The organism is Pseudaminobacter soli (ex Li et al. 2025) (assembly GCF_029892515.1).
GTDB classification, from domain to species: domain Bacteria; phylum Pseudomonadota; class Alphaproteobacteria; order Rhizobiales; family Rhizobiaceae; genus Pseudaminobacter; species Pseudaminobacter soli_A.
Map to the genome: position 1 here is coordinate 1 of NZ_JARXVF010000002.1, position 11,621 is coordinate 11,621.

Here is an 11,621-nt window from a genome sequence, read left to right on the forward strand (position 1 = left end):
TCCCGGTGGTGGTGAAGGACGCCGACGGCGATCCGGCTCCCGCCGGCAACCTGGTCATCAACATCGTCGACGACGTGCCGACGGCGCATGCGGACGAGCTGACGATCGGCAAGGGCGACTTCGCCGGCCACAACGGCAATGTGATCACCGGCGCGGGTGAAGACAATCCGGCTGCCGGGGCGGACGTAAAGGGTGCTGACGGGGCGAGCGTGACCTCGGCCTATGGCACGGGTTCGGCGCAACTGGTGACGGATGCGGGGACGACGATTGCCGGCCAGTACGGCACGCTGGTGCTGAAGGCGGACGGCAGCTACACCTATACCCGCAATCCGGGCACGAAGGGCGGCGTGGACGACGTCTTCCACTACACGCTGACCGACGGTGATGGCGACACTTCGTCAACCACGCTGACAATCCACATTGGCGATGCGGGCGTGACGGTAGGGTCGCCTGGAACGGGAGCGGGTGTGGACACGGTCTATGAGGCCGGCCTGGCGAACGGCTCGCATGTGGGGCCGACGCAGACGGTTGCGAGCGGCGTAATCACAGTTGCCGCGCCAGACGGGGTCGGTTCGATCACAGTGAACGGGGTGCCGGTTGTGCTGAACGGCACGCACACGACGATCGCCGACGGGGCGCGTGGCAGCCTGGACGTGTGGTGGAACGGGACGTCGATCCAGTACCAGTACACGCTGCAGCACAACTATCTCGAGAGCCCGGCGGTGAACAACGGCCGGGATCTGGAAGCAACGCCGCAGTTTGCGGTGAAGGTGACGGACCAGGACGGCAGCGTCGGCAACGGCACGCTGACGATCAACATCTATGACGATGCGCCTATATTGAACAGCGTGCAGAATCAGCAGGCAAGCAACGATCCTTCACAGACACCTGCAGTTGGACATATCGATTTTGTCCCCGGAGCCGATGGCGTCGGGTCGGCCATGACGATTTCAGCTAATACCACCGGCATCACCTCGGGCGGCCACAATCTTATTACGGTGCAGGAAGGTAATGTATTGACGGCCTATGCCGACAATGACAACAGCGGTACCTATAACCAAGGTGATACTGCGGTATTCACAATCACCGTGGACCCAACAGGTGGACAGTATGTTTTCGATCTGAAAGTGCCGCTGGATGGCGTGACAACTCCTGTTTCGATCGGTAGCGGCAGCTCTTTCGGCAGCGGTCCGAGCTCCTCCGTTGTCGTGTCGCAAGGTGGCCAAAACATCGTCATGGTAACAGGCTGGAAGTCCACCGATTCTGGCGGCGTTTTCACCTCACAACACGAAAAGGACTGGTTGCAAGGCGGCAATCCAGCACTGACGCAGACGAATGACGTCAACGGCTCTGGCCAAGGTTGGGGGCTTGGAAACAATAACTTCGACAAAGGCGAGTTCATGCGTTTCGATTTCGGAACGCCGAACGACTACGATGGCGCTGGCCCCTACACGCCGCCTAACATCACTTTGGCGAATGTCTCATTTGCCACATTCAAGTTCGAAACAGTCAGTTCAGCTAATAAGATCGAGTTCGTCGCCCATTACACAGATGGAACATTTGCTGCTTACGTCCCGGCAAATGGCGCCACTTCCGTGACGATTACATCGCCTGCCGGTGCGCAAATCGCATGGATCGATGCGTACGAATCGTCGGGAAAGACCAAACTAAACCTCACGAGTGTCGGTGTAACATCCACCACGGTCGACCACACGATCCCGGTGACGTTGCAGCTGACGGACGGCGACGGGGATCATACCGGGACGGCGAGTTTCAACATTCACGTCGCCGATGGCCTGACGCCCTCCGCTGTAGCGACCCCGGCCGGGCTTGATGCCAACCACAACGCCATCCAGGCGCTCGATGTTTCGCACTTGGCCGTCGCATTCGATTACAATGGCGAAGGCATTGCATCGAAAACTGCCGCCGACGTTGGCCCCAATCACGGCATTCTGGCTATAGATCCTAATGGCAATAGCATAGGTAGCAGTGGCTCGGAGATCACCCAGCATGATGTGGGCGCGGCAACTGACCTCACCGCGCCCGACGGCAAGCCGACGGCCCTCGAGATCGAGACTTTTGCAAGCCCTGCTCTCGGGGAGCACATCAGTGGCTCTGACAATAACGATCTCCTGGTCGGCGATAGTGCCAACCACATCCTGGATGGAGGTCCCGGCAACGACATCCTCATTGGCGGTGCTGGCAACGACCTGCTGATCGGCGGACTGGGACAGGACACGCTGACGGGCGCCAGCGGGGCCGACACGTTCAAGCTCGACAGCCTGGACATCAAGGACCTGATCACCGACTACAATGGTGGCGAAGGCGACGTGATCGATCTTACGGCATTGTTCAAGACCGATGGCGGCAACCTTGATGATTTCGTTCGCTACGACCAGTCGACCGGCACGCTGAGCGTCGACAAGGACGGTGCGGCCAATGGCACCAATTTCGTCGACGTGGCTACGCTGCAGAATACGCCGGTGGCCAGCACCATCACACTGCTCTACGACGACGACAAGCATGCAACCGCCCCAGGCGTGGTCTGACCTATGGCGCGGCAACGCAAGCGCATGATATAAGAATTCGCGGAGGGAATTCAGTATGACAAAACTTGCAAAGTCCTTGCTTTGTTGCGTGGCGTTGTTGGCGTCGGCCGGAACCGCTGGCTATGCGGCGGATCTGGCTGGAGGTCCGCAGATCGAATACTGCCAGGTTGCCGGTGCGTCGGAGCTTTTGCTGACACAGGGTGTGCCCGAGTTGCGGGCAGAGGTCGTGCAACTGATGGACGAGTCCGTGGCCGTTTCGGAGGATCCGCATTGGATATTTTCCGCGCGCCCGGCCTTTGTCTGGGCCGTGGAGGCAAAGGCGGCCTGTGGCAAAGCCATTGGCTATCTGAAGGCGAGCTATCGCGACGAAGATACCCTCAACAAATGCGCATGCTTCCATAGCCGGATGGTCGAGTACATGAACTGATCGTCCGGCGAATGCGGCGCCAAGTGGTTCTTGTGGGATGCGTTGGCACGCCCGGCATCGTAGCCGGGCGTGTCGGCCTTTTCGCGGACCGCTGTCCATTGCGTCCCGCGTCGCTTCTTGCCTCTAAGCTGCGCAGGCTCGGCCCAACAGGCCTCGAATGTGCTGGAAGCCAAAATGCATCATAGGCGAATTCGGGTTCTAGCGGGCGTAACGGCCCTGTCAGTGCTTCTCGCGGCCTGCCAGTCCAACGGCAATGTCTCGGATATGCTCGATCCTGGCGGCAGCCCATCGCAGACGAAGGATGGCCCGGCACCTCAGGCGGCTCTGGTTCTCGGCGAGGGACCGGCGAAGGTTACCATGCTGCTGCCGCTTTCTGCCCCAGGGCAGAGTGGCGAACGGGGCAGAAAAATGAAAGATGCAGCCCAGCTTGCAATGAACGACCTGGGCAACAAAATCCTCACACTGACGATCGAGGACACGCGCGGTGATGACGGTCGCGCCAAGGAACTGGCCCTGAAAGCTTTGTCGTCCAGGGTTGTCATCGGCCCTACTGAACTCTCTGTGGCGAGGCATCTGGCACAGGTTTCCGGCAAGCTGCCACCCGTCCTGACACTGGCGGAGAATTTCGACGGTGCTCCTGGCATCTATTCCGTGCCGTTGAACGAGGCTGACAGCGCCGCTGCCGGGGCAGCTGCGATCGCCGCAAAGGGTGCCCGGAAGTTCGTCCTGCTGGTGCCGCGCGGACCCGACGCTTCGGTCCTGGAAAAGCGTGTCGCCAACAGTTTGAGCGTTTATGGCGCATCGCTGGCAGTGACCATTCCTTACGATGCCGGTGAGGGTAGCGCGACGGTCGTGACGAATATGAAGGCGCTGGTCGAGGCGCCAGAAGCGATAATACTCGCCACCGGAAACGACAATCCTGTATTCATCGCGGGAGCACTGAAGTCCGAAGGTTTTTTGAAGAAAGGCATGGCCCTTGTCGGCACCCACCGGTGGCTTGAGCACCCGATGGACGACCAGGCGCTCCAGGGTGCTTACATAGCCGCGCTGGATGCAAAGGAAACAGGGCCGATAGCCGAGCGTTTCAAGGCCAAGTTCAACTACCCGGCCGATATCACTGTTGCGTACGCCTACGACACGGTCGCGCTAACGGCGGGTATCGCCAATGCTCTGGGTCCCGATGGATTGCAAAAGAGCGCGTTCGAAACCCCGGCCGGCTTCCGCGGTTCGACGGGCGTGTTTCGCTTCAGGTCCGACGGTGGGAGCGAACGATCGATGCCATTCTACCGAATTGAAAACAGTAAACTGAAGCAGATTGCCAAGTCCACTTCCGGATGAACGCAGTGCCATTTCTGTATGACGCCTGCGGAGAATCAGATTTACGGGAGTAAAGCTTGGCAGTCGGGTGATGAGGCTTCACCCGACGATTGGCTCTCGTCGCAGGGCTTTCGGTCGCCATGAAGGTTACAGCGTTTCGCCGCAATCTCATCGCGGCTCCATCGCGAATTGGCGACGGTGCGCTATACTTCGCCCTCAGTTTTCGGATATCGCGTTGATTTGTGCGATTTCTCGTCGGATGCTCGTCCATCTGCGGCCATCTCAAGCAGCTTGATCACTTGAAGGGCCCAGCCGAAAAGAGGGACTCTGCCGCAAACCCTTATCCCAGTTTGCGGCAGAGCCGAGTTACTTCCAGATCGGATTCGACCAGGCGCTGCGGCCGGTGTCGTCAATGACGATGACGCGCAGCCACGGGCTCTTTTCCAGTGGAGCGAGCGAGACGGTGGTGCGGGTCATCGAGATGCCGCTGCTGTGGCTCATCAGGTAACCCTGTCCGGCGACCAGCACGCGCGAGGCCGGCGAGCAGCGCACCCCCACGCGATCCGCAGTCACGTCGATATCATCGATGCGCGGACCCTGGGTCGAGTAGAAGTGACCGTTCTTCAGCGCTTCCAGAATGTGCTCGGGGCTGTTGATCTCGGCCTTCAGCTCGATCCAGCCGCCGCCGAAATCGGCCGCCTTGAAGTGCGCATCGTCGCAAGCATAGGTGGTCAGGCGGTAACCCTTGTCCAGCAGGCCGTCGAGCAGATACGCGCCATGGCCCTTGTCGTGCATAACCTGGCAGCCATGGTTGTAGATCTCCACGGAATGGGCAGCATCAACCAGCGTCTCGGCATCCGCCAGCGACAGGCTGTACCAGCCGGGATGGGCAATACCGACGAATGCGCCGGCGGCCTTGGCGCGGCGGGCAAGGGTCGGACCAGTTTCGTCCGGCGATGTCGGCGCGAAATCGAGCGGCAGACCGACGGCGACCAGGTGCCAGATATCGCTCACTTCGGTGCGGGGAGCATGTACCTCGGCGCCGAGCAGCATGGTGAAATTCTCGTCGCTGAACGCGCGCGTATCAGTGATCGGAAAGTCGAACTGCTTCAGGAAGTGATCGGTGATCGACAGGAAGTCATAGCCCGAGTTGCGATAGGCCTTGATCACGTCCTCGACCGAAAGCGCTCCGTCAGAGCGGGTCGTGTGGGTGTGGATATTGCCGCGCAGGAAGCGGCCGGGCATGGAGAAGAGAGCGACGCTGCTCATGCTGATGTCCTTTATGTTCAGGATGGAATCTAGGCGCTGACGGCCGCTGAAACACCGGCTGCCAGCCAGGGAAGGGCGGCGAGCTGGTAGTGATCGGTAAGGATGTGATCGGCACCGAGCGAAAGCAGGCGCTGGTCGTGGCCGGGTAGTATGTGGCCGCCGCCGCAGAAGCCGACAACGCGCATGCCCGCGGCACGGGCTGCGGTGACGCCGGTCACGCTGTCTTCGATGACCAGGCACCTTTCGGGAGGAATGCCACCCATCGTCTTGGCCGCGTGAAGGAAGAGGTCAGGTGCCGGCTTGCCGCGCGCGACATCGTCGGCGCTGAAGACGCGTCCCTCGACCAGTGGCGCGAGACCAGTCGCGGCGAAGGTGCAGCAAAGACGCTCATGCCCGCTGTTGGACGCAACACAGTAAGGCTGATTGAGGCCGCGCAACAGTTCCACGATGCCAGCAATGGGCTGCAGTTGCGTGTTGAACGCGTCATCGAGACGCTCGGCAAGGCTTGCCTCATAATCAACCGGCAAAAGAACGCCATGGATCATCTCAAGCTTGCGGCGTGCCGCCATGGCATCCAGGCCGACCAGCTCGGAAATGGTCTCCTTGACCGACATCGCCAGTCCGAAGGCATTGAGTGTCTGGCTGGTTACCTGCGCGGCGAGGATTTCGCTGTCGACGAGAACTCCGTCGCAATCAAAAATTACAAGATCTATCACAGCTTTAACCTGATGAAGAGCCGCGCGTGTTCTTTCACGCGCGGCAGATGTTGGGTGAGGTAACTTACTTCGGAAGAAGCGCGTTGGTTTCCTCGGTGATCTTGGCGAGGCCGTCCTCTGGGGTAACGTCGCCGCTCATCACCTGGCCGATGATGTCGCGCTGCATGCGCCAGATCTTCACGCCATTGGTGCCCGGATAGCCGCCCCAGGGAGCCGCGCGGGAGATCTGCTTGATGCTGGTGTACCAGTTCGGGTTCTCTTCGTAGAACTTGCCAAGATATTCGGGCGCAAGCGCTGCCTTGTTGGTCGGCATGTAGCCCGAGCCGAGAACGGCGATCGTCTGGCCTTCGGCGCTGGTCGCGAACTTGATGTATTCCCAGGCCGCATCCTGCTTGGCCTTATCCTTGGCGAGGATCATCATGCCGTTGCCGCCGGTCGGCACAACGCCCTTTTCGAGGTTCGAAACCGGGTAGGTCGAGGACATGAGCTTGAAGCGATTGCCGATCAGGTCGGAGAAACCACGCGCGCTGTTCGGCGAGGCGAAGATGATGCCAAGCTTGCCGGCGGCGAACTGCTGGCGAGACTGCTCGTAGTCGCGCAGGACCATCTTGCCGTCGGTGACGAAACTGCGAGCCAGCTTCAGGGCGTTCATGCCCGAGCCACTGTCGAAGGCGACAGTCTTGTTGTCATCCTTCATGATGTGTTCGCCCTGCTGAAGGATGAGCGAGCGCCACAGCCAGTCGTCCGGCCAGGCATGCATGTCGTAGGCGAAGCCGTCGACATCGCCGCCGAGTTCCTTGATCTTGGCGCCGAGGGCGACCATGTCCGCCCAGTTGGTCGGGAAGTTTTCAGGATCGCCGCCAGCCTGCTTGACCAGATCGGCATTGTAGAAAACGATCGGCGTCGAGGCATTGAAGCCGATGCCGTACTGCTTGCCGTCTACTTTGCCGAGATTGAGGATCGAGGGCTCGTAGTTGGCGTTGATCCAGGCCTCGCCTTCCTTGGCCATGTAGTCGTCCAGTGCAATGACCTGACCGCGCTTTTCGAGCTGATGGACGACTTCAGGCAGCAGGTGATAGCCGGAGTGATAGACATCAGGGAGATTGTTGGTGATGGCTTCGCGCAAGAGTGCCTGGTGCTGCTCGTCATAGCTCGGCAGCGCATTGCGGAACTTGATGACGATGTCCGGATGCTTCTCCATGAAGGCCGCGGCGACCTTCTCATGAAAGACGTTGTGAGCCGGCATGAAGTGCTCGACTTCGATGGTGATCGGGTCCGCGTAAGCGGAGGACGCACCGACCAGGGTGGCGGCGCCGACCAGAGCGGCCTGCATGAGGGATTTCATCATTTTCTCCTTGAGAGTTGGATGAGCTATTGGGTGGTTACCGGGATCCGATGGAGGATGTTCGGAGCCCATTCTTTCGGCCGCAGCCGCTGCCAAGGGCGAACCATCCGGCCCATGGCGAAATCGAAATTTCACTTCACGCCAGTCATGGTGACGCCCTGGACGAAGTGACGCTGTGCAAACAGGAAGAGGATCGTCAGCGGAGCAGTCAGCAGCGTGGCAGCGGCCATCAGAGCGCCGAAGCTGGAGCCGAGATCCGTATCGCTGAAATACATCATGCCGAGCGGCGGCGGTGCGAGCTCCGGGCTGGTGACGACGATCAGCGGCCAGTAGAGGTCGTTCCAGTGGGCGGTGACCGAAAAGACCGCAAAGGCTGCAATAGCGGGGCTGGCACTCGGAACAACGACCCGCCAGAGGATTTCCATCTCGCCCATGCCGTCCAGCCTTGCGGCATGGATGATGTCGTCGGGGAAGGAGCGGAACACCTGGCGAAACAGGAAGATGGCGAAGACCGATAGAAAGAACGGCAGCATCAGCGAAAAGTAGCTGTCGAGCGTTCCGCTGAAGGCAAGCCCCATATAGAGCGGCAGGGCCGGTACCTGGACGGGAACGCAAAGAGCAAAGAGCACGAGTGCGAAAAGCAGATTGCGTCCGCGAAACTCGTATTTTGCGAGCGCGTAGGCGCAGGGGATAGCCGTCAGCAACTGCACCGCCAAAATGCCGGCGCAGATGATTACGCCATTGGCCATGAAGCGAAGCAGTGGCGCCTTGGCGAAGGCTTCGCGAAAATTGTCGAAACCGACGAAGGTTTGCGGCAGCCAGTGAAATGTCGCCGAAAACACTTCCTGCGACGGACGGAACGCCGTCAGTACCATCCAGTAGAACGGAAACAGCATGGCGAAGGCGTAAGCCAGAAGGAAAACATGCATCGCGATCTGGCCGGGGGTCAGGCCTGCTCGCACGAGGAAGGAACCGGGGCGCAGCATCAGTAGTGAACCTTCCGTTCCAGAACCTTGGCCTGAACCAGGGACAAAAGCAGGATGATGCCGAGGAAAACGACGGTGATGGCCGAGGCGAGGCCGATACGCATGTATTGGAAGCCCTCGAGATAGTTGACGTAGAGCAGCACGTCGCTGGCGCCCTGGGGACCGCCGCGGGTCAGCACGGCAACCGTGTCGAACACCTTGAATGCCGTGATCGAGGTGGTGATGATCACGAACATGGTGGTCGGCCCCAGCATGGGAAGCGTCACGGTGAAGAAGCGCTCGATTGGGTTGTCGATGCCGTCGACGGCTGAAGCTTCGTAGAGCTCCTGTGGGATTGCGGTGAGGCCGGCGGTGAAGAGCACCATATTAAAGCCCGCAAGTGACCAGACACCGATGATCGCAAGTGCGGGCATCACCAGCGACGGATCGCCGAAGAACTCCAGGGAGGGCAGGCCGATCGCGGTGAGAAGGTGATTGACCGGGCCGATCTTGCCGTGAAGCAGGTATTTCCACACGGTCGCCATGGCGATCAGGGTGGAGGTTACCGGCAAGAAGAAGGCGATCTGATAGAATTTGCGGCCGCGCTTAAGCCCGTTGACCATGACCGCGAGAACAAGCCCGATGATGACCGATGCCGGAACGACCAGTGCCACGTAGTAGGCCGTGTTGAGCAGCGATCGCCAGAAGGTCTTGTCTCCCCAGAGCGAGAGATAGTTGTTGAAACCGACGAAGGAGAAGTCGAGCGCGCCGAGCTCATAGTCGGTTAAGCTCATGGCGATCATCATGACGATCGGCAACAGCATGGTGCCGACAAGCAGGATGATCGATGGCGCGGCGAACCAGTATGCGATCGATGGCGCGATCTCGGCGCCAAGCCGGCGCCGGGCAGCGCGGCCGATCGAGGCAGACGACAGAACCATGGTCATGATCAGGCGCCCACCAGCTTGCGGCCTGGGGTATAGGTGATCGGCTCCGGTGCAGTCGCGCCATGAATAGCCGGCAGTCGCTTGCCATCCGCGTCAAACAGCAAGGCCGCGCTTGCGCGCGCGCCGATGTTGAAGTTTTCCTCCAAGCGGCCGCTCATCTGCAGCGCTTCGAGTTCCGCCGCCGAAATTCGGAGCGTCATGTTCTTCTTGTCACTGCCATCGTCGCGCACATGCAGCAGCACATCATGTCCAAGGCGCTCGACCCGCTGCAGGCGTCCATCGATCACGATGTCGGACGAGCCGTCGTCGATGGTGAGGATTTCCGGGCGCAGGCCGACCGTCAGTTGCCCGGTTGCCTCCGTGCGCAGCGCGGTGGCACGCCCCGCGATAGAAATTCGTCCCTGCGGGTCGGCACGGGCCGTTAGGAGATTGATTTCCGGGCTGCCGATGAAGCGGGCAACGCGAACATCCGCCGGGTTGGCATAGATTTCATTGGGTGTTGCGACCTGAATGATCTCGCCATCCATCATCAAGGCCACGCGGGTCGACATGGTCATGGCTTCGACCTGATCGTGCGTGACGTAGATGAAGGTTGCGCCGAGACGCTGGTGCAGTTCGGAGAGTTCGCCGCGCATGTGCACGCGCAAGCGGGCATCGAGGTTGGAAAGCGGCTCGTCCATCAGGAAAACGCGCGGCTGGCGCACCATGGCGCGGGCAAGCGCCACGCGCTGCCGCTGGCCGCCCGAAAGTTGGGCCGGGCGCCGGTCGAGCAGCGGTTCGATCTCCACCTGCGCCGCCACCTGCTTCACCGCTTCCGCGATCTCGGCGCGGGCGGCAGCCTGGCCCGGGGCAAACTTGCCGACCAGTGGCCAGCGCGCGAAGCTGTTCAAGCGCCGGACCTTGAGCGGCGTGGCGATATTGTCGCGAACGCTCATATGCGGATAGAGCGCGTAGCTCTGGAAAACCATCGAAACGTCGCGCGCCTTGGGCAGAAGATGATCGACAGGCGCTCCGTCGATGCTGATCGTGCCGCCGTCCTGCGGGATGAGGCCGGCGATGATGCGCAGCAGGGTGGATTTTCCGCAGCCGGAAGGACCGACAAGGGTCAGGAATTCTCCAGCCTCGACATCCACGGAAACGCCCTTCAGCGTCTTCGTAGCACCGAAATTCTTTTCGATCGAGGAAATGGATACGGTCGCCGTCATGCTTTGTCCCACTGATTTCGGTGGAACCATGACGGAGTTTTATTTCATCTGGATGACAGGAGTGGATTAAAACTCCACAACCAACATCCGCCGCTTAGCCGGCATCATTCCGCCGCGATCGCACCTGCCAGCGCTTCCACAAGCAGAATTTTTGCCGGGACCGCGGTCATTTCCCCGCCGATCGGCGGAGGGTCGACGGCCACCGCCAGCAGCACGGCATCGGCGTTTTGGGTAAGCGGACTGTTTGCGCGGCCGGTAATCGCCAGGGTAAAAGCCCCGGCCGCCCGGGCCCCGCTCAAGAACCGCACCGTGTCCGGCGTCAGTCCCATTTCGGAGATCCCGATAGCCACGCAAGACGCGTCGAACTTCGTGATCACCTCATGGGCGAGCGTGGCATCCTGGAATGCCTGGGCGATGAGGCCGACCCGCATGAGGCGGTAAGCCACCATCTCGGCCACGATTCCCGAGATTCCGGCGCCGAAGATGTCAATGCGCCGGCTGTTCTTGAGTTGTATCGCCAGACGAAGCAATAACTCCGGATCGAGATTTTGTGCAGTGCCGTTGATCGCATTGCCGAGCCGGTCCGCGAGAGGCGTTAGGCCGCCGACATTGGACACGCGCTTCAGCCGAGAGGTGCGCTGGCTCGCGAGTTCCGCCGTCAGCGCGATCTTGAGGTCGCGATAGCCGGCATAGCCGAGATGCTTGCAGAAGCGCACCACGCTGGCTTCGCCGCTCTGCGCCAGCACCGCGAGTTCTGCAAGAGAGGAGCGGACAACCCTTTCCGGATTGTCGAGAATGTACTTGCCAATGCGCGAAAGCGCTTCCGGCATCCCGTCGATTTCCTTGCGCATGCGTGGAAGGCTGGGAGCGCCGAAAGTTTC

General features: G+C 60.5%; 10 protein-coding genes. 3 read left to right on the plus strand and 7 right to left on the minus strand.

The features are described from left to right. From M2281_RS10820 to M2281_RS10830, 3 genes are all read left to right on the plus strand, one after another. A partial coding sequence (locus M2281_RS10820) for a calcium-binding protein (RefSeq protein WP_280821187.1) occupies positions 1-2,549 on the plus strand: 2,549 nt, incomplete at its 5' end. 55 nt (positions 2,550-2,604) lie between these two features. Beyond that, positions 2,605-2,976, plus strand: a complete 372-nt coding sequence (locus M2281_RS10825; RefSeq protein WP_280821188.1) for a hypothetical protein — start codon at positions 2,605-2,607, stop codon at positions 2,974-2,976. Positions 2,977-3,198: 222 nt separating this feature from the next. After that, a complete protein-coding gene (locus tag M2281_RS10830) occupies positions 3,199-4,314 on the plus strand; it encodes an ABC transporter substrate-binding protein (protein WP_280821189.1) in 1,116 nt (371 codons plus the stop codon). Between the two features lie 345 nt (positions 4,315-4,659). On the opposite strand, the gene M2281_RS10835 is transcribed toward M2281_RS10830, so the two are convergent. The 7 genes from M2281_RS10835 to M2281_RS10865 form a co-directional block, all read right to left on the minus strand. Continuing rightward, a complete protein-coding gene (locus M2281_RS10835; protein WP_280821190.1) occupies positions 4,660-5,562 on the minus strand; it encodes a CehA/McbA family metallohydrolase in 903 nt (300 codons plus the stop codon). A 29-nt stretch (positions 5,563-5,591) separates the two neighbouring features. Then, positions 5,592-6,278, minus strand: a complete 687-nt coding sequence (locus M2281_RS10840) for an HAD family hydrolase (protein WP_280821191.1) — start codon at positions 6,276-6,278, stop codon at positions 5,592-5,594. Positions 6,279-6,342: 64 nt separating this feature from the next. Continuing rightward, on the minus strand, positions 6,343-7,626 hold the full coding sequence (locus M2281_RS10845) for an ABC transporter substrate-binding protein (RefSeq protein WP_280821192.1): 1,284 nt from the start codon (positions 7,624-7,626) through the stop codon (positions 6,343-6,345). 128 nt (positions 7,627-7,754) lie between these two features. Beyond that, positions 7,755-8,609, minus strand: coding sequence for a carbohydrate ABC transporter permease (locus M2281_RS10850; protein ID WP_425537713.1), 855 nt, complete (start codon positions 8,607-8,609; stop codon positions 7,755-7,757). Then, positions 8,609-9,535: a carbohydrate ABC transporter permease gene (locus M2281_RS10855; RefSeq protein WP_280821193.1), complete on the minus strand. Its 927-nt coding sequence runs from the start codon at positions 9,533-9,535 to the stop codon at positions 8,609-8,611. The genes M2281_RS10850 and M2281_RS10855 overlap by 1 nt, the downstream gene beginning before the upstream one ends. A gap of 2 nt (positions 9,536-9,537) precedes the next feature. Then, complete coding sequence (locus tag M2281_RS10860; protein ID WP_280821194.1) at positions 9,538-10,740, minus strand: ABC transporter ATP-binding protein; 1,203 nt, start codon at positions 10,738-10,740, stop codon at positions 9,538-9,540. Between the two features lie 104 nt (positions 10,741-10,844). After that, the gene (locus M2281_RS10865; RefSeq protein ID WP_280821195.1) at positions 10,845-11,591 is read right to left on the minus strand and encodes a MurR/RpiR family transcriptional regulator; all 747 of its coding nucleotides are present in this window, start codon (positions 11,589-11,591) and stop codon (positions 10,845-10,847) included. Positions 11,592-11,621 lie beyond the last annotated feature (30 nt).

Excerpts from the sequence above, each read along its gene's own strand:
- M2281_RS10825 (WP_280821188.1), top strand. The coding sequence starts at position 2,605 with ATGACAAAACTTGCAAAGTCCTTGCTTTGTTGCGTGGCGTTGTTGGCG.
- M2281_RS10835 (WP_280821190.1), bottom strand. The coding sequence starts at position 5,562 with ATGAGCAGCGTCGCTCTCTTCTCCATGCCCGGCCGCTTCCTGCGCGGC.
- M2281_RS10845 (WP_280821192.1), bottom strand. The coding sequence starts at position 7,626 with ATGATGAAATCCCTCATGCAGGCCGCTCTGGTCGGCGCCGCCACCCTG.
- M2281_RS10850 (WP_425537713.1), bottom strand. The coding sequence starts at position 8,609 with ATGCTGCGCCCCGGTTCCTTCCTCGTGCGAGCAGGCCTGACCCCCGGC.
- M2281_RS10855 (WP_280821193.1), bottom strand. The coding sequence starts at position 9,535 with ATGACCATGGTTCTGTCGTCTGCCTCGATCGGCCGCGCTGCCCGGCGC.
- M2281_RS10860 (WP_280821194.1), bottom strand. The coding sequence starts at position 10,740 with ATGACGGCGACCGTATCCATTTCCTCGATCGAAAAGAATTTCGGTGCT.
- M2281_RS10865 (WP_280821195.1), bottom strand. The coding sequence starts at position 11,591 with ATGCGCAAGGAAATCGACGGGATGCCGGAAGCGCTTTCGCGCATTGGC.